The following is a 17,292-nucleotide window of genomic DNA, read 5'->3' on the forward strand; positions in this document are numbered from 1 at the left end:
CAGGTGTGTATAAGAGACAGCGCGGAGCCGCCACCCCGCCCGCCCTCCTGAACTCCTTGAGGTGGTCATGACCTCGATCTTCCAGCAGGCCCTCGGCGCCGGCTTCGACCGGCTCCACCCGCGCATCCAGCGGCGTTTCTCCGTCGGCCTCGGCAGCGGCGAGGCCTGCGTCGGCCGCGGCGTGATGGACCACGTCTGGCACGGAGGCAGGTGGACCCGGCCCTTCCTGGCCCTGGGCAGCAGACGGCACATCCTCGTGCCGCGCGGCGGCCGCGACATCCCCTTCACCATCGAGAACTTCCCCTACCGCGACTCCTTCGGCCGCGAGACGGTCACCTTCGTCAGGACCTTCGCCTTCCCGGGCCGTCCCCAACGGTTCGACGCCACGATGGTGTTCAGCCCTGAACGCGACTGCATCATCGACTACCTCGGCACGCACCAGCACCTCGCCACCGACCTGCACGTCCAGGCCGACCGCAGCGGCGCCCTGGTCATCCGCTCCGGCGAGCAGCGCTTCCGCGAGGGCCCCGTGGACGCCCGCGTGCCGGCCCTGATCAGGGGCGACGCCGTGGTCAGGGAATCGTACGACGACGAGGCGGGGTGCTTCCGCATCCAGGTCACCGTCTCCAACCGCTACGTCGGACCGCTCTTCGGCTACGAGGGCTCCTTCGCGGCCGACCACATCGACGTGGCCGCCCATGGCGTACGCACCGACCTGCGGCCGGTTCGCGAGGAAGCGCGAGCATGAGCAAGGACACGCGGACGAAACTGCTCGAAGGCGCGCTCACGACGCTCACCGAGCAGGGTATCGCCAAGACCTCCGCGCGTGCCGTCGCCGCCGCGGTGGGGGTCAACCAGGCACTGGTCTTCTACCATTTCGGCAGCGTCGACGAGTTGCTGGCCGCCGCCTGCCGCCACGGCGCCGAGCAGCGGGTCGCCGTCTACCGCGACCGCCTCAACGACGTGCGCACCCTCGGCGAGCTCCTGGCACTGGGCCGGGACCTGCACGCCGCGGAGCGCGACGGCGGCCATGTCGCCGTCCTGGCCCAACTGCTGGCCGGCGCGCAGACGCAGCCACGGCTGGCACCCGCCACCGCCGCCGGGCTCGCGCTGTGGACCGGGGAGATCGAGCAGGTGCTCGGACGCGTGCTGGCCGGCAGCCTGCTGGCGGAACTCGTCGACGTCGCCGGACTGGCCAAGGCGGTCTCCGCCGCGTTCGTCGGGCTGGAACTGTTCGAAGGCGTCGACCCGGCCGGCGCCGAACACGCCTTCGCCGCACTCGACCACATCGCCGACCTGGTCACAGCGTTGGAAGAACTCGGGCGGCTCACGCAGACGCCGGTCGCGCCCGACCACGACGCTCCACCGACCGCCGGTTGACGGCCGGCGCCCTGCCGGGCCGCGCAGCTTCGACGCGGGTCCGTACCTCTCGGAAGGGACTGCGCCGACGACGAGTCGATCCCCGATGACCGGCTGCGGCTGATCTTCACCTGCTGCCATCCCGCGCTGGCCAGGGAGGCACAGGTGGCGCTGACCCTGCGCCTGGTGTGCGGGGTCGGCACCGGCGACATCGCCAGGGCGTTCCTGGTGTCCGAGCCCACCATGGCGGCCCGGGTCACGCGGGCCAAGAAGAAGATCACTGCGGCGGCGATCCGTACCGGGTGCCGGACGCGGACGAGCGGCTGGACACGGTGCTGACCGTCCTTCACCTGCTCCACACCACGGGCACACCGCCGCCACGGGCACCGGCCTGGTCCATGCCGACCTGGTGGAGCGGCGCTGGGCCTGGCCCGGATGCTCGCGGCCCTTGGACGTGGCCGACAACGAGGCCGAACGCGCATTCCTGGCCGCCCGCCTCGCCGAGGTCGACGATCCCGGAGACGGGCGCTCGCCGGAACGGTAGACGGCCGGCGGAGATGTCAGGCCGCCTGTGGCGCCGGTGGTAGGGCGCGCCCCGCCTTCACGTCACCGGTGCGCGTGACTGTCCTGGCCGGCAGGATTGCGAAGAACCAGGGCGCGTCGTCACTCGTAGAATGCTCGTGCCGGTGCTCGTGCCGGAGCGAGGCCCGCGGGTCAGGCGGGCGCCGCGGGCGGCATCGGACCATGCATTCGGAGTCGAAGGGGCGAGGGTCGCGGATGGCCAGACGGCAGGCCCGGTTCACCGCGCAGGATCTGGCGGACGATCCCCGGCTGCGAGACCATTCCCCCGAACTGTGGAGAGATGACCTGGGGGAGGTGCAGCGCCGCCTGTTGTCGTCGGCGGTGCGCTGCTTCGCCACGAACGGATTCCACGCCACGACCACGCGCGACATCGCCGAGGGCGTCGGGCTCAGCCCGGCGGCCCTCTACGTGCACTTCCCCTCGAAGGAACTGGTCCTGTTCGAGATCATCCGGGTCGGCCACCAGCGGGTCCTGGCGCGGGTACGCGAGCCGGCCATCCTGGCGTTGGAGAGTTCGGCGGAGCGGCTGCGCGCCATCGTCTCGGCGTACACCGTGTGGCATGCCCGCCACCACGTGACCGCGCGGGTCTGCCAGATGGAGCTGAACGCTCTCACGGCCGAGCACTACGGCGAGATCGTGGAGCTGCGCCACCAGACCAACGGATACTTCCGGGAGGCGGTCGCGCGCGGCGTCGCCGACGGGGCGTTCGCGCAGGTCGACGTCAAGCGGGTCACGCGCGCGATGCTGTCGCTCAGCATCGACCTGGTCCGCTGGTACCGGCTCGACGGTCCCGACTCGCCGGAGCAGCTCGGTGAGTTCTACGCCGGGCTCGCGCTGCAGCTGGTCACCGGGTCCCGGGACGCCGCCGGCGGGTGAGCCCGCGCCCTTACGGCGGCGTCACCGGTTGACAAGCCACCCGTCCGCACCTGACTATGCGCTTAGTAACCTCCGTGATCGAGTACGAACCCGAGCTGAACGCCCACACAGCGCCTTGAGCCAGGCCGGTCGGTTCATCGGATCGGGCTCCCAGGGAGTCGCACATGTCCCTTCTCCTCCGCAGATCTGCTGCCTTCTCGGCCATGCTGGCCTCGCTCGTGGTGATCCCCCTGGTGCCGGCGGCGTCGCCCGCGCAGGCCGACACCCGCTGCTCCCGCATGGGCAGGGTGCACGTACCGGGCGCGCGGCACCAGGTCGCCGCCTGCCTGGACGACCTGACCACCGCCGGTACGGTCGCCTCGGGGCACACCGACGCCGCCGACTGGACGGGGCTGCATTCGACGGCCACCCGCAACCCGAGCGGAGTGCCGGGGATCCAGATCGACGGCTACTTCCCGGACAACTCCACGTCCAACCCCACCCACGGCTGGAACCACGACTCCCAGTTCGTGATCCGGCTGCCGAAGAAGTGGAACGGCGGGCTGGTGGTCGCGGGCGCGCCGGGGAACCGCCGCCAGTACGCCAACGACTTCACGATCTCCGACTGGGTGCTGGCCAAGGGCTATGCCTACGCCTCGATCGACAAGGGCAACGGCGGCCTGGAGTTCTTCCAGGACGGCAGGCGGCCGGGTGACGCCATCCTCGAGTGGTACCACCGGATGACCCAGGTCACGATCGCCGCCAAGGCGACCGTCGCCCGCCACTACGGCAGATCGATCCGCCGGACGTACGCGGCGGGCATCTCCAACGGCGGCCAGCTGGTGCGCTGGGCGCTGGAGAACCACCCCGAGCTGTACGACGGCGGCATCGACGCCGAAGGCACGCTCTGGCCGCCTGACGACAGCTCGAACGCGCTGGTCTACCTGCCGGTGGCGCTGCGCAACTACCCCGAGTACGCGGCGACCGGCGACCCAGAAGCGCACGCCGCGATGTTGCGGGCCGGCTTCGCCCCGGGCTCGGAGTTCCTGTGGGACTTCAACTACCGTTCCATCTGGGACGGCACGCAGCGCAGATACCGCGAGGAAGTCGACCCGGACTACGACGGTGACCTGGAAGCGGGCATCCCCTTCTGCGAGAGCGGCACGCCCAACTGCGACACCGACTACGACTACTACGCGCGCCCGAGAAGCGTGCACAAGGCGGTGCGGCGGGCGTCGATGAGCGGCCGCATCGGCAAGCCGCTGATCACCGTGCAGGGGACGCTGGACACCCTGCTGCCGATCGCGGTCCACGGCGACCCGTACGCCGCGCTGGTGCGCAAGCAGGGCAAGGGCCGGCAGCACCGCTACTACAGGATCGAAGGCGCCTCCCACCTGGACATCGAGTACGACATGTTCCCGGACAGGATGCGCCCCCTGCTTCCCTGCATGCGGACGGCGTTCGAGGCTCTCGAACGCTGGACGGCCCCCGGCGGCCACAAGCCCCCGCCCAGTGCCACCATTCCCCTGCAGACCTCCGGAGACGTGGCCAACACCTGCGCCATCAGCTGACCGGACCGCCTGAGGCCCTGCCTCCGGTCAGCTCGTCGGCCCTGGCGCGGATGAGCCGCTGGACGATGAGGGCGGACGGCGAGGGCCGGCTGTCCTGACGCTGGGTCAGGCACAGGTGGACGGGCTGCGCGTCGGAGAGGGGAAGCCAGACCAGGTCGGTGATGTCGGCCGAGGTGTCGAACCCGGCGAGCACGCCGAGCCCGACGCCCTGGCCGACCATCACCTTGACGGTCCGCGCCGACATGGCCTGCACGACGACATCCGGGGCCGCCACGTGCCGGTGCAGCGTCTCCCACATCACGGTGCCCGCCCGCATGGTGACGATGGGCCACGTCTCGAGATCACGCCAGTGGATGTGCTCGCGCCCGGCCAGCGGATGGTCGGTGCGCGCGTAGGCGCCGAGGGGTGCGGAGATGAGCGGTATCCGGCGCAGCCCCGGCGCCGCAGGGGTCAGCGGCGTGGTGATCACCCCGAAGTCCAGCGCGCCGTCCAGCACGGCGGTCTCGACGGCGGCCGAGGCTCCCTCCCGGACAGCGAAGCGCAGCCCGGGATGTTGCCGGCGCAACCGGCCCACGACCGGCGCGATGATGGTCTCGACCGTCACCGTGACGCCGCCGATCTGGACCCGGCCGCGGTATGCGCCGCTCGACCGCATCGCCGACTCGCGCACCGCCTCCTCGGCCTCCACCAGCCGGCGCAGCGCTTCGATCAGGGCCTGACCGGCCGGTGTCGGGTGCACGCCGTGCCGGCTGCGGGTGAGCAGGACGACGTCGAGCTCCTCCTCCAGCAACGCGATCTGCTGCCCGACGGTGGGCTGGCTGACGCCGCACCGGGCGGCCGCCGCACGCAGCGATCCCGTCTCGACGGCGGCCAGGAAGTAGCGCGCCCGTTCCACCCGCACCGCGCCACCATAAAGGCAAAACCTTCCACCTGTGAACTCCATCCATGTCTTCCCTGCACGCCGATGGCACGGCATGGTGACGACAGTCACACCGATCCCGCAGCCGATGCTCCCGAGGTGAAAGGAATATCCAGTGGCCAACGGTCCGCTCAGCGGAGTGCGCGTCCTGGACGTGTCGACGATCCTGGCCGGCCCCCTGGCGTCCTCGCTGCTCGGCGAGTTCGGCGCTGAGGTGATCAAGGTCGAGCACCCAGCGACGGGCGACCCGGCGCGCCACTACCCGCCCCTGGAGGACGGCGAGTCGGCCGCCTGGGCGATGCTCGGCCGCGGCAAGCGGAGCGTCACGATCGACCTGCACCACGCCGAGGCGGCCGATCTGGTCGGCCGGCTGGCCGCGGCCGTGGACATCGTGGTGACCAACTTCCGCCCGGCGACGCTGCGCCGGTTCGGCATCGACTTCGACGACCTCAGGGCGTACCGGCCGGATCTGGTGATGGTCCAGGTGAGCGCGTTCGGCCGCACCGGCCCGTACGCCGACCGGCCCGGCTTCGCCCGCGTCGCGGAGGCGTTCGCGGGCCTGACCTATCGCACGGGCGCCCCGGAACGGCCGCCGCTCTTCGCCGGCTATCCCGTGGCCGACGGCGTCACCGGCATCTACGCCGCGTTCGCCGCCATGCTCGCGCTGCGCCAGCGGGACCTCACCGGGCAGGCCCAGCTGGCCGACATCCCCCTCTACGAGCCGCTGCTGCGGATGATGGAGGACTTCATCGTCGAGTACGGCGCGACCGGCGAGAACCGCGAACGCCAGGGCAACCAGAATCCGCACATCAGCCCCAACGACCTGTACCGCACCCGTGACGGCCGCTGGCTGGCCCTGCCCGCCTCGACCGAGCAGATGTGGCGCCGGCTGGTCAAGGTCATGGACGCCGCGGACCTCGCCGTACACGATTCCATGACCGCCCGGCTGGAGCACCGCGAGCAGATAGAGGCGCGGGTCGCCGCCTTCGTCGCGGCGCACGACCTCGAGCCGCTCATGTCGCTGCTCGTCGACGCCGGCGTGGCCGCCGGGCCGGTGAACTCGGCGGCGGACATCTGCGCCGACCCGCACATCCGCGCCCGCGGCTCGGTGGTGGAGGTGCCGGACGACAGGACGGGCCGCCCACGGCTCATGCAGGCTCCCGCCGGACGTTTCTCCGGCTTCGACGCCACGATCGGCCACACCGCGCCGGCCCTCGGCGAGCACACCACCGAAGTCCTGCGCGACCTCGCCGGGATCGAGGAGCAAGAGATCCATGACCTGCGCCACCGAGGAGTGGTCTGACCGAGAAAGAGCGTGCTCATGACCCTCGCGACCCTGTCCATCATCGTGCTGGCCGCCCTGCTCGCGGCGACCCTGATACCCGGCTTCGACCTCGGGCTGGGCGCCCTGGCGGCGGCGTTCCTCCTCGGCCTCGCCGCCGGCGTGACGGCGAACGACGTGACGGCGTTCTTCCCGGCCGACTTCTTCGTGCTCATCGTCGGGGTGACGGCCCTGTTCGCCGTCGCCCAGCGCAACGGGACCCTCGACTGGTTACTGGACCTGCTGCTACGGCTGGCAGGCGGCCGGCTGGTGCTGATCGCCCTGGTTCCCTTCGCCATCGGCGCCGTGCTCACCGCCGCCGGCACCCTTCCCGCGGCCGCGACGGCCATCGTCTCCCCGATCGCCCTCGGCTTCGCCGCGCGGTACCGGACCTCGCCGCTGATCGCCGCCGTCCTGGGCGTCACCGGAATCATCAGCGGGCTGCTCTCGCCGCTCGCCGTCTACGGCGTCACCGCACGCGAGCTGAGCACCAAGCTCGGCATCGGCCTCCCCGGCTCGGCGCCGGTGGCCTTCCTGAGCGGCGGGCTGCTCGCCGGTCTGGCCGTGTGCGCGGCTCTGCTGGTCGTCGGCATGTGGAACGGCGGCATCCCCCGCGGCCGGGCCCCGGTCTCGGGAGAGTTGCCCGGCGCCCCGGAGCCCGCGCCCGCCGCGACGCGGACGCGACCCGGAGCACGTGCTTTCACCCTGCTGTGCATGCTCGCCGTCGTCGCCCTGTCCGTCGGCTTCGACATGAACGTGGGCTATCTCGGCCTGACCGCGGCGCTGATCCTGCAGCTGGTGTTCCGGCTGCCGGTCGACGCGATCGTGTCCAGGATCCCGTGGAACGTGGTCCTGCTGATCGGCGGCCTGCTGACCTACGTGGGCCTGATGCAGCACCTGGGCGCGTTCAAGCAGATCAGCGACCTGCTCACGATAGAGGGGTCGCCGCTCCTCAGCCTGCTGGTGCTCTGCTACATCGCCGGCGTCACGTCCTTCGCCGCCAGCTCCATCGCGGTGTTCGCGACCGTCATGCCGCTGCTGCCCCCGCTGGTGGCCGCCGGCGTCTCACCGGTCGGCGGCGTGCTCGCGCTCGCCCTGGCGTCGGTGCTGGTCGACATCAACCCGCTCGGCATCACCGGCGGCCTCATCCTCGGCGCCGCCGAGCCCTCGGTCAGGCCCCGCCTGTTCCGCCAGCTGCTCACCTACGGCCTCATCTCGATAGTCGTCGCACCTCTGCTGGCCTGGCTCGCCTTCGCCTGGTGGTGAAGGAGGCGCCACCGGACACAACTCGCCGATCGCCTGGGTCACCTCCGCATGCCGAAAGCGCGCATCGATGTCATGGTGTTGCCTGCTTCGCTCGGCATCGCTCAGACGGACGGGGGCCCGCTCCCTTCTCCGGGCCGGGCTGTCGCCCATGGGCCGAGGGCGAACCCGCCACGTGCGCGGCGGACTTCCACGGCACCCGCCCCGCCGAAGTGCGCGGGGACGAGCAGCTCCCGTTCATCGGCGGCCCGCCCGAGAACCCGACGGCGACTGGCCACCGCTTGTTCCGGGGCCAGGCAGGCGTTGCTGTTGCAGCAGGGCTGGAGGATCTGCACCGGGCTGTGCAGCAGATCTCCGACGAAGACCGCCCGGTCGCTCCCGGACGCGAGTCGCAGCACGGACGAACCGGGCGTGTGGCCGGGCGCGGACTCCAGGGTGAGGTGGTCGTCGATGCGGTGCAGGCCGTCCCACAACACGGCCTGCCCGGCCCGGTGGATGGGCGCGACGCTGTCTTCGTAGATCAGGCGGTCGACCTCCCGGAGGCCGTTCCCGTACGCGTGGTCAGGACCGTAATGGAAGTCGTCCGCGGCAGGAATGAGGTATTGGGCGTTGGGGAACGTCGGTACCCACTCCCCGCCCGCGTCGACGGTGTTCCAGCCGACGTGATCGACGTGGAGGTGGGTGTTGACGACGACGTCGACGTCCTGCGGGCGGACGCCTGCCCTCGCCAGGAGCCCGGGGAGATCACTCCGGCGCCGGTGGAACGGCGGCATGCCCGGTCGCTCGCGCGCGTTGCCCACCCCGGTGTCGACCAGGACGGTCCGCCCGCCACTGCGCAGCACCCACGTCTGCAGCGCCAGCACCGCCCGGTCGCTGTCCGGCTCCCAGTGGTCCGGCGCCAGCCAGTCCGCGTTGTCCCGCCACACACCGGCAGGAGCGTCCGGGAACATGCCGGAGGCGGGCGCGAACGGTCGGTGCCACTCGACGACCCGGATGACCTCGACATCGCCCAGCACGATGCTGCGCACGCTCTCGTTCTCGTTCGTCATGTGCCGGACTTTAGGTAAGTCTGGCGATCCTCTCAATGCGCTTCCGGCTCAAGGAAATACGCATGCGTCTCATGCCGTAGAGAGGGCCTTATTCTTGGGTCGATGGATGTGGTGAGCGACGCGATCTCCGCCGTGCGCCTCGGGCGCCCCCTGTCCAACCGGGTGCGGATGAGCGGGAGCTGGTGCGTGCGGCTGGACCCGTACGTCGGCGCGGGCTTCGCCGTCGTCATGAAGGGTGGCTGCCGGCTGCTGCCCGACGGCGGCGCCCCGGTGTCCCTCGGGGTGGGCGATGTGGTGCTGCTGCCCCACGGCGCCGGCCATGTCATCGCCGATTCCCGGGTCGATCCGGCGGCCGCGCTGGAGAAGGCGGTGCCGTTCACGCGACGGCTCGCGGAGACAGGGCCGCGGGTCGTGCCTGATCCCGACGAGACGGACGTGCTCTGCGGCAAGTACCGGCTCGACTGCAGCCGCCTGCACCCGCTCATGGCCGAGCTGCCCCAGGTCGTCCACCTTCCCCACCGAGTGGGCCGCCACCCGGAGCTCCGCGCCGCGATCGACCTGCTCGCCGGCGAGCTCGACGAGAGCAGGCCCGGCTCCTCCATCGCGCACCCGAGCCTGCTCGACCTCCTCCTCGTCTACATCATCCGTTCCTGGATGGCCGAGGCCACCAGCGGAGCCTGGCCCCGCGCACTGGGCGACCCGGTGACGGCCGCCGCCCTGCGGGCGCTGCACGCGGACCCGGCCGCCCCGTGGAGCAACGACCGCCTGGCCGCGGAGGCGGGCGTCTCCCGTCCCACCCTCGCGCGCCGGTTCTCCACCCTGGTCGGCCGCCCTCCGATGGCGTATCTCACGTGGTGGCGCCTGATCCTCGCCGCCATCCTGCTCCGCGACACCCCGGACACCCTGGCCGCCATCGCCGGCCGGGTCGGCTACGGCAGCCCGTACGCGCTCTCACACGCCTTCGAGCGGGAGTTCGGCACCACACCGGGGCGGTATCGAGCGAAGGGAACCTTCGAGCCGGGGCCGCTACCCCGCGTAGGTCTCGAACTCGGCGACCTTCGGCGTGCTGGTCGCGCCGGTGATCCTGAAGGTGATCTTGCTCAGTGAGGTCGGGGTGAAGGTGATGGTGCCCGCCCCGCTGCCGGACTTCAGGACGGCCCCGGTGCCGTGGTCGACGAGCTGCCAGGAGCCGATGGCGCCCGCGGAGCCCGACGCCTCACGGATGACGACCCTGGAGACCGTCGTGGGGGAGCTCCACTTGATCGAGATGTCACCGGTCGAGCCGGTCGGCGACCAGAAGGTGCTCATGTCGCCGTCCCGCACGTTGCCGTAGCTGGTCCCGCCGGCTTTGCCGGAGCCGTCGGAGCCGGCCCCGATGCTGAGGTTCGTCCCGCTGGGCGGCGTGGTCGGCGGGTCGGTGGGCGTGGTCGGGGGCGTCGTGGGTTCCTGCGGTGCGGAGCAGTTGCCGGGCGACACCAGAAGACCCTTGTCGGCACCCGCCGTCTGCCGGACGATGTCCGGCACGCAACCGGCCCCGTCGAGGCTGTAGGAGTAGGGGATGCTGACCGAGGTGTTGGACTGCGGGTCAGGGCCGGCGGGGTTGTTCTCGTCGCCGGGGCTCGACCAGGTCACGTTGTCGAAGATGTTGCCGCCGACCTGCCAGTAGCCGGCCTCGTCGGTGTAGAAGGTGCCGAGAACGTCCTTGGAGTCCTCGAAGTAGTTGTTGTCCACCCTGGCGCGGCCCCCGGCCCGGGAGTTGATGCCGGACTCGTGAAGGTCCACGTAGTGGTTGTTGTAGATGTGGGCGATGCCGCCACGCAGCAGGGGTGTGCGGGAGTCGATGTTCTCGTACCGGTTGTGGTGGAAGGTGACGAAGCCGTTCGAGCGGTCGCTCTCGCTGGACCCGATGAGCCCGCCGCGGCCGGAGTTGCGCAGGATGCTGTAGGACAGGGTCACGTACTGGGTGTCGTTCTTCATGTCGAAGAGGCCGTCGAAGCCCTCCGACTCCCCTCCCGAGGCCTCCAGGGTGACGTGATCGACCCAGACGTTGCGGACGTTGCTCTCCATGCCGATGGCGTCGCCGCCATTCGACGTGGGCGAGCCCGACTTCTTGACGTTGCGGACGGTCACGTTCTGGATGATGATGTTGCGGGCCTCGCGGATGTGGATGCCCAGCTGGTCGAAGACGGCCCCGCTGCCGACGCCGATGATCGTGACGTTGCTGATCTGCTTGAGCTCGATCACGCCGGCGGCGGTGTTGCAACTGTCGCCCGACACCTTGGTGGTGTTGCCGTGGTTGATGGTTCCTTCCACCTCGATGGTGATCGGGGTGCTGCTGCTGGCCCGGCCGCACAGGGCCGCGTGGATGGCGGTGCCGGTGGTGGCTCTCACCGTCTGCCCGCCCGCACCGCCCGTGGTCCCGCCGTTGCCGGTCGCGTAGCCGGTGGCGGTGCCGGCCGCTGCCGACGCCTGGGTCACCGGTAAGGTCACACCGACCGCGGCCGCCGTGGCCAGCGCGGCCAGAGCCGCATGGAATCGCAACGCGACTGCTCGTCTCATTCTCGTCCCACCTTCGTCGTCGCGGACGCCCACACCGTAGGAAAGCGCTTTCCCCCTGTCAATCAAGGGTGAAACTTTCACGTCGTCACCCGGTGGCCAGCGGTCGCGCCGGCTGAGGGCCCCGGTCATGGCCGGGCGGATGACCGCTGCCCGTGGTGGCGGAGACCGGCGGGTGGACGCCGGCGTCATCGCCCTCGGGATCGTGCAGAAAGGTGTAGAAACGTTCGTCGAAATGCTCGGGAATCCCGGCGCACATGGCCCGCGGTGGGCGGAGCGTTCGGCGGCGACGGCGACCCGCGCCCGCGAACGAAGCCGGCCAGGGTCTCGTCGTCCGGCGCCGCCCGCCGCGAGTTCGCAGATATGGGACGCTGGGGCGCATGGCAGACCCGCCACCGGCCGGCACCGGTGACGTCCGGTTCACCCCGCGCCTGCGGCTCGAACCGGCCGGCCCCGCCCACGCCCCTGACCTCTGGCTCGTGCACGGCGACGAGGAGGTGTGGCCGTGGTACGGCGGCAGGCCGAGCTTCGAGCAGGCGGAGGACCGCGCGACGTTCATGGGTGACTCGTGGCGCCTCCACGGTGTGCACAAATGGATCGCCTACGACCGCGCGAGCGGGCAGGTCGTCGGTCGCGGCGGGTTGTCACGCACGCCGGTCGACGACGACTGGGGCCAGATCTACGCCTTCCTTCCGGCCGAGCCGTGGGTGCGCGCCGCGCACGAGGCCCAGCGCCCTTTCACGGCGCACGCGAACTGGCTGGAGATCGGATGGGCCCTACGGCGGGAGTTCTGGGGGCGCGGGTACGCCTCCGAGATCGGCCGCGCCGGGCTGGCGTTCGCGTTCGACGTCCTCGGGGCGCGAGCCGTGGTGTCGTGCACGGCCCGTCACAACGTGCGTTCACGTGCGGTGATGGAGCGCATCGGCATGCGGTACGCGGGCGAGATCCGGACCCGGGGCACGGTCGAAGGGATGCGAGGAGAGCAGGACGACGCGCCGTACGCGGTGTGCGTGCTGCTACGAGAAGATCGGCCCTCTGCGGCTCCCAGCGGGTGAGGCCGCTGGGTGACATGCGCGTGGACCCGTGTCAGCCGGCCGGCGGCTGGTGCGTCCGCTGGTAGTGCCGCCGGGCCTTCATCCGGTTGCCGCACACGGCCATCGAGCACCAGCGAGCCCTGTTGGTCTTGCTGCGATCGAGGAGGAACAGCCTGCACTCGCTGTTCGCGCAGGGCCTCAGCCGCCCGGGCCGCGTCCGCTCCAGCGTGTCCCAGGCCAGAATCACCCTGACGCTCATCGCCCGCCCGGGTGGTACGTCGAGTGACCATTCGACACCCTGCTCCGACATGGCCGGGCGGTACGTGGCGCCTTCGAGGTAAGGCTCCAGGGCGCTCCCCGGCAGGTCGCCGCGGAGGACCCCTTGCAACGTGTCCCTGACCTGCCGGACGGCGTCGCGTTCCCGCGGTGACCCGTCGCCTCCGCGTTGCCGCAACCAGGCGCTCGCCTCGGCCGGATCGGCAAGGAGGTCCTGGTGGCTCCCGTCGACGACCGGAGTGCTGTTGAGCAGGTCCAACAGCACGTCTTCGTCCGCCCATGTCATCGTCTCGAACATTACCTAACCCCTCTTCGGTGCTTGACAGGTTAGAGCTCTGTCTGCTTCAGTCTAACCATTCAATCAGATCTGAGGGGTTAGTCATGGTGAACGTCCACCACCGTTACGCGACCGTGCAAGGCCGGCGGCTGTTCTACCGCGAAGCCGGACCCGCCGACGCGCCCGCCATCGTCCTGCTGCACGGCTTCCCGACCAGCTCGTTCATGTTCCGCGAGCTCATCCCGGCGCTGGCCGACCGCTATCACGTCATCGCCCCCGACCACCTGGGGTTCGGGCTGTCCGACGCGCCGCCCGCCGAAGACTTCGACTACACCTTCGACGCTCTCACCGGGCTGACGTCGGGCCTGCTGGACCAGCTCGGCATCTCCCGCTACGCCATCTACGTGCAGGACTACGGCGCCCCCATCGGCTGGCGGCTCGTCCTGGACGACCCGGACGCGGTCACGGCGATCATCACCCAGAACGGCAACGCCTACGAGGCCGGCTTCGTCCCCAGCTTCTGGACGACCGTCTGGGACTACCACCGCGAGCAGACTCCCCAGACCGAAAAGGGCGCCCGGCAGGCGCTCACCCTCGACGCGATCAGATGGCAGTACCTCACCGGCGTGCCCGACGAGACCCTCGTCAGCCCCGACACCTGGCACCACGACTTCGCCCTGGTCTCCCGCCCCGGTAACGACCGCGTCCAGCTGGCCCTGTTCCTGGACTACGCCACCAACCCGCCGCTCTACCCCCGCCTGCACGAAGTCCTCCGCGAACGGCGGCCGCCGCTGCTCGCCGTCTGGGGCGAGGGCGACGAGATCTTCGGCCCCGACGGCGCCCGCGCCTTCGCCGCCGACGTGCCCGACGCCGAGATCCACCTCCTCGAAGGCGGTCACTTCCTCCTGGAGAGCGCCCTCGACGAAGTGGCCCGGCTGATCAGAGATTTCCTCGGCAGGACCGCGCTTCACGCCTGAGACCCGGACCGCGGTTCACCACAGGGAGGCCATGGCGCAGACCGCGGCGCAGGGGATCCCTGGCGCGCGGCGGCGTCGTCGGTCGCCGCCCAGTGGTTCGAGCACCGGGCCTCGGCCGCGCGCGTGGAGACGATGCCGGAGCCGGCCGGCGTCAGATCAGCCCTCGAAATCCGCGCTCCTCAAGCCCGCCGCCCTCCTCCAGCGACCGCTTTCATGCTTCCGGCCGAATCGGTGAGGCGCTATCCGGCTTGCGCCGTGTTCCCGGCCGCCATCGAGTCCGCGGCGCCCACCTGATTCGCGTCACCGATAGCCTGCGTCATCATGAAGCGCGCTTGGGTCCTGCCGATGGTGTTTGTGGTCTGCGGCTCGCTGATGGCGGTCGCGCTGGTGTCCAGGGGTGCTCCCGGCGCGGCCGTTGCCCTGCTGCTGGTGTTCGGACTGCTCGCAGGGCTGAACTCGTCGCTGGCCTTCCCGAGGCCGATCGCTGCGGTGGAGGCACAGCGCCGCAGCGCGGTCGACGGCCGGCCGATCGTCTACTGGAGGCCGGGGTGCAAGTACTGCCTGCGACTGCGGATCCGGTTGGGCCGCGGCGCCCGCCGGGTGCATTGGGTGGACATCTGGCGTGACCCGGCCGGCGCGGCGGCGGTGAGGGCGGCCAACAACGGCGACGAGACCGTGCCGACCGTCGTGGTGGCAGGCCGGGTGCACGTCAACCCCGATCCTGCATGGGTGCGCGGACAGCTGCCCCCACCTGCGTGATCGGTGCCGGGGCCGTCACGGCGATCGCCGAGACCTGCGGACCGGATCGGCCGGTCACGGCTGGAGATCGGCCGTGACCTCGTGGTGGGTGACGCGTTCGTCCCACCGCGTCAGAGCGCGACGGGCCGTCGCCTCGACGACAGCCTGCTCGGGGTCCTCGCCGGCGAACGCGCGTACGTCCTCCATGCTGGTGAAGAAGGTGATCGAGGTGAACATCACCTCGTCGCAGTCCTGGCGACGCAGCAGACGAGCACCGCGGAAGCCGGCCACCTGCTGGAGGTGCTCGGCGACGTCGGCTCCGTAGTGGTGCTGGTAGTCGTCGGCCGTCGTTGTCGAGGCCCATCCTCGCCATATCCGCGCGATCATCGCCTGACCCTTCCTTGTCCACCAGCGGCCGGGCGGCCTGGTCTCAGGCCGCCCGGGCATCGCTGCCGACGGGTTTCGGCCGACCAGTTCGCCGCCCTCGAACCGCCCCCGCGCGGTTCAGGACGGTGACCCCGAGGCACCTCACAGAGGGTTGAGGATATCGGTGATCCGGAGGAACCCGTCGGTGCCGTGGCCCCGCCCGATGGCGCGGCGTGCCAGTCCTTCGGCCGCGCGCATCACGCCAGCGTCGATGCCATGGGCCTCGGAGAGGTGGACGATATGGGCCATGGACGACACCGCCGAGGTGATCGGGTTGATGTCGTCGGAGAACCTGCCGTTGTCGACGTCCTCCGCGGCCTGGTCGAACAGCGGCGGCAGGATCGTGCCGATGCCCTGGGCGAACGGTGCCAGCTCCCGCGCGGTGACCCCCTCGGCTCTGGCCACTGCCAGCGCGTGTGCGTAACCCGCCATCGCGGTCCAGAAGATGTCGAGCAAGGCGATGTCGTACGCGGCCGCCCTGCCGACGTCCTCGCCGAGGTGGGTGTGGGTGCCGCCCAGGGCGTCCAGCATCGGCCGGTGCTCGCGGTAGAGCCTCTCGGGGCCGCTGTGGAGGAACACCCCGGCCGGTGTACCGATGGTCGTGGTCGGCGTCATGATCGCACCGTCCAGATACGCGATGCCGTGCCCGGCCGCCCAGCCCGCGGTGTCCCGGGCCCGGTCGGGGGTGTCGGCGGTCAGGTTCACGAGCGTGCGCCCGTGGAGCGCGTCGGTGACCACGTCACGCCGCACGATGGCGTCCACCGCGTCGTAGTTCACCACGCAGACCACGGTCGCGCTGCTCGCGCCGACCGCCTCCTCGGGCGATCGAGCGCTGACCGCGCCCCGCTCGACCAAGTCCTGCTCCTTGCCCGGCGTGCGGTTCCAGACCGTGGTCCGTACGCCGGCATCCAGGAAGGCGCCGGCCAGGGCCCGGCCCATCGGCCCCAGACCGAGCACGGTGACGGCAGACTGTTCAGTGTGTGAGGTCATGCCTCAAACTCCTCGGCAGTGAGTGAACGGTGACGAATGGGGGGACGGCGATGACGCGCAGCCGCGCTCAGGACCCGAACGTGTGCGGAGTGACCGCGGCGATCGCGGTCATCGACGGCAAATGGAAGACGGTGTTGCTCTGGCTCCTGGAGTCCCGCCCGCACCGCCCCGGCGAGCTACGCAGGCGGCTGCCGGGACTCACCGAGAAGGTGCTGACTCAGACGCTGCGGGAGATGGAGGCCGACGGACTGGTCCACCGGGAGGTGTACGACGTACGGCCGCTGAAGACGGTGTACTCGCTGACCTCGTTCGGCCGTGAGCTCTCCGAAGCGCTGGCACCACTTTCCGATTGGGGCCATCGCCGCCTGGAGAAGCTGGCCGAGCCGTCCCAAGCGGTCTCCTGAAACACCGCCGGCCTCCCCGTCAAATCCGGATGTACGGGCCGTTCGGCCCGCACGACCAAGCTTCAGGCCGCCCCGGCCCGGTCGGCAAGTACCCACAAAAAGGTGGCCACCGCAGGCAGCACGGATTCTCAACCGCCGGTCACAGGCGGCGTGCCGTACCTTCCCTGGCTGGTCGTCGCAGCTTCTCCGCATTTGCCACCATGCGACGGAGCACCTCGACGGCGCCGTCGTACTCTTTCGCGGTCACCCCGTCGTCGATCTGGCGCCCGGCCCGCTCGACGATCCGTGCCAAGGCGGCGTGCGCGGCCTCGCCGGCGGGAGTGAGAGCGTACGGCTCCCGCCCGGTGATCCAGGCACGCCGTACGAGGTCGTCGAGCACCTCGTCCACGGAGACCGGACTTCCTGCCCAGAAGGGCCGCAGCCGCTGCTCGATGTCCTGTTTGGCAGCCGGCCCACGCCGGCCGGTACGGTCCCCGGCGGGCGCCGGCCTGAGCAGATTCATCGTCTGCCAGTGGCGGCGGTGGAGGTTCTGCACCGCCAGCACCCGATTGATGTGCTCCTCGATGAGCTGGTCGAGGAGCCTCAGCCAGTAGCCGATGGGCCGGCGCTCTTCCATGGTCGTCCCTTCTGTGACGTTGTTCGGATGCTCCGATCGAGGCGGGGCCGCGGTGGGTGGAGCGGCTGCTCGCTTCGTG

At 70.7% G+C, this 17,292-nt stretch carries 20 protein-coding genes; 13 read left to right on the top strand and 7 right to left on the bottom strand.

The genetic code is table 11. From position 1 onward, the window contains the following. The first annotated feature begins 67 nt into the window (after positions 1-67). The 6 genes from E1292_RS29285 (at position 68) to E1292_RS29305 (ending at position 4,367) form a co-directional block, all read left to right on the top strand. The gene (locus E1292_RS29285; protein WP_132598700.1) at positions 68-748 is read left to right on the top strand and encodes a DUF4166 domain-containing protein; all 681 of its coding nucleotides are present in this window, start codon (positions 68-70) and stop codon (positions 746-748) included. Continuing rightward, a complete protein-coding gene (locus tag E1292_RS29290) occupies positions 745-1,380 on the top strand; it encodes a TetR family transcriptional regulator (protein ID WP_132598702.1) in 636 nt (211 codons plus the stop codon). Before E1292_RS29285 ends, E1292_RS29290 begins: the two co-directional genes overlap by 4 nt. A gap of 144 nt (positions 1,381-1,524) precedes the next feature. Continuing rightward, on the top strand, positions 1,525-1,698 hold the full coding sequence (locus tag E1292_RS54130; RefSeq protein ID WP_246090421.1) for a sigma factor-like helix-turn-helix DNA-binding protein: 174 nt from the start codon (positions 1,525-1,527) through the stop codon (positions 1,696-1,698). 70 nt (positions 1,699-1,768) lie between these two features. After that, positions 1,769-1,903: a hypothetical protein gene (locus E1292_RS55075; protein WP_281284063.1), complete on the top strand. Its 135-nt coding sequence runs from the start codon at positions 1,769-1,771 to the stop codon at positions 1,901-1,903. A gap of 233 nt (positions 1,904-2,136) precedes the next feature. Then, entirely contained in the window at positions 2,137-2,817 is a 681-nt protein-coding gene (locus E1292_RS29300) for a TetR/AcrR family transcriptional regulator (RefSeq protein ID WP_165974795.1), read from the top strand. A 164-nt stretch (positions 2,818-2,981) separates the two neighbouring features. Beyond that, positions 2,982-4,367: a tannase/feruloyl esterase family alpha/beta hydrolase gene (locus E1292_RS29305; protein WP_220447108.1), complete on the top strand. Its 1,386-nt coding sequence runs from the start codon at positions 2,982-2,984 to the stop codon at positions 4,365-4,367. Here the strand turns inward: E1292_RS29305 and E1292_RS29310 are convergent. Further along, positions 4,360-5,268, bottom strand: a complete 909-nt coding sequence (locus E1292_RS29310) for a LysR family transcriptional regulator (RefSeq protein ID WP_165974796.1) — start codon at positions 5,266-5,268, stop codon at positions 4,360-4,362. The two genes, E1292_RS29305 and E1292_RS29310, sit on opposite strands and share 8 nt — an antisense overlap. Before the next feature lie 133 nt (positions 5,269-5,401). On the opposite strand from E1292_RS29310, the gene E1292_RS29315 reads away from it, so the two are divergent. Beyond that, positions 5,402-6,589 carry a CaiB/BaiF CoA transferase family protein gene (locus E1292_RS29315; protein ID WP_132598708.1) on the top strand — a complete coding sequence of 396 codons (1,188 nt, stop codon included), beginning with the start codon at positions 5,402-5,404 and terminating at the stop codon, positions 6,587-6,589. Positions 6,590-6,607: 18 nt separating this feature from the next. Beyond that, a complete protein-coding gene (locus tag E1292_RS29320; protein ID WP_132598710.1) occupies positions 6,608-7,873 on the top strand; it encodes an SLC13 family permease in 1,266 nt (421 codons plus the stop codon). Positions 7,874-7,974: 101 nt separating this feature from the next. Here E1292_RS29320 and E1292_RS29325 read toward each other — a convergent pair whose 3' ends face one another. Further along, complete coding sequence (locus tag E1292_RS29325; RefSeq protein WP_132598712.1) at positions 7,975-8,919, bottom strand: MBL fold metallo-hydrolase; 945 nt, start codon at positions 8,917-8,919, stop codon at positions 7,975-7,977. 102 nt (positions 8,920-9,021) lie between these two features. Between E1292_RS29325 and E1292_RS29330 the strand changes: the two genes are divergently transcribed. Then, positions 9,022-10,026 carry an AraC family transcriptional regulator gene (locus E1292_RS29330; protein ID WP_132598714.1) on the top strand — a complete coding sequence of 335 codons (1,005 nt, stop codon included), beginning with the start codon at positions 9,022-9,024 and terminating at the stop codon, positions 10,024-10,026. Here the strand turns inward: E1292_RS29330 and E1292_RS29335 are convergent. Then, positions 9,946-11,478, bottom strand: a complete 1,533-nt coding sequence (locus E1292_RS29335) for a pectate lyase family protein (RefSeq protein ID WP_132598716.1) — start codon at positions 11,476-11,478, stop codon at positions 9,946-9,948. The genes E1292_RS29330 and E1292_RS29335 overlap by 81 nt on opposite strands. A gap of 377 nt (positions 11,479-11,855) precedes the next feature. Between E1292_RS29335 and E1292_RS29340 the strand changes: the two genes are divergently transcribed. Beyond that, on the top strand, positions 11,856-12,530 hold the full coding sequence (locus E1292_RS29340) for a GNAT family N-acetyltransferase (protein ID WP_132598718.1): 675 nt from the start codon (positions 11,856-11,858) through the stop codon (positions 12,528-12,530). A 31-nt stretch (positions 12,531-12,561) separates the two neighbouring features. On the opposite strand, the gene E1292_RS29345 is transcribed toward E1292_RS29340, so the two are convergent. Continuing rightward, complete coding sequence (locus E1292_RS29345; RefSeq protein ID WP_132598720.1) at positions 12,562-13,071, bottom strand: CGNR zinc finger domain-containing protein; 510 nt, start codon at positions 13,069-13,071, stop codon at positions 12,562-12,564. Between the two features lie 95 nt (positions 13,072-13,166). Here E1292_RS29345 and E1292_RS29350 point away from each other — a divergent pair, with 95 nt between their 5' ends. Next, a complete protein-coding gene (locus tag E1292_RS29350; protein WP_132598722.1) occupies positions 13,167-14,039 on the top strand; it encodes an alpha/beta fold hydrolase in 873 nt (290 codons plus the stop codon). A gap of 321 nt (positions 14,040-14,360) precedes the next feature. Next, complete coding sequence (locus E1292_RS29355) at positions 14,361-14,798, top strand: glutaredoxin domain-containing protein (RefSeq protein ID WP_132598724.1); 438 nt, start codon at positions 14,361-14,363, stop codon at positions 14,796-14,798. 54 nt (positions 14,799-14,852) lie between these two features. On the opposite strand, the gene E1292_RS29360 is transcribed toward E1292_RS29355, so the two are convergent. Continuing rightward, positions 14,853-15,164 (bottom strand): antibiotic biosynthesis monooxygenase family protein, encoded by a 312-nt coding sequence (locus tag E1292_RS29360; protein ID WP_132598726.1) that lies wholly within the window; start codon positions 15,162-15,164, stop codon positions 14,853-14,855. Between the two features lie 141 nt (positions 15,165-15,305). Next, a complete protein-coding gene (locus tag E1292_RS29365; protein WP_132598728.1) occupies positions 15,306-16,193 on the bottom strand; it encodes an NAD(P)-dependent oxidoreductase in 888 nt (295 codons plus the stop codon). A 50-nt stretch (positions 16,194-16,243) separates the two neighbouring features. On the opposite strand from E1292_RS29365, the gene E1292_RS29370 reads away from it, so the two are divergent. After that, complete coding sequence (locus E1292_RS29370; RefSeq protein ID WP_132598730.1) at positions 16,244-16,597, top strand: winged helix-turn-helix transcriptional regulator; 354 nt, start codon at positions 16,244-16,246, stop codon at positions 16,595-16,597. A gap of 139 nt (positions 16,598-16,736) precedes the next feature. Here the strand turns inward: E1292_RS29370 and E1292_RS29375 are convergent, their stop codons facing one another. Beyond that, complete coding sequence (locus E1292_RS29375) at positions 16,737-17,213, bottom strand: MarR family transcriptional regulator (protein ID WP_132598732.1); 477 nt, start codon at positions 17,211-17,213, stop codon at positions 16,737-16,739. Positions 17,214-17,292: the final 79 nt, after the last annotated feature.

Source organism: Nonomuraea deserti (assembly GCF_004348685.1).
Lineage (GTDB): Bacteria > Actinomycetota > Actinomycetes > Streptosporangiales > Streptosporangiaceae > Nonomuraea > Nonomuraea deserti.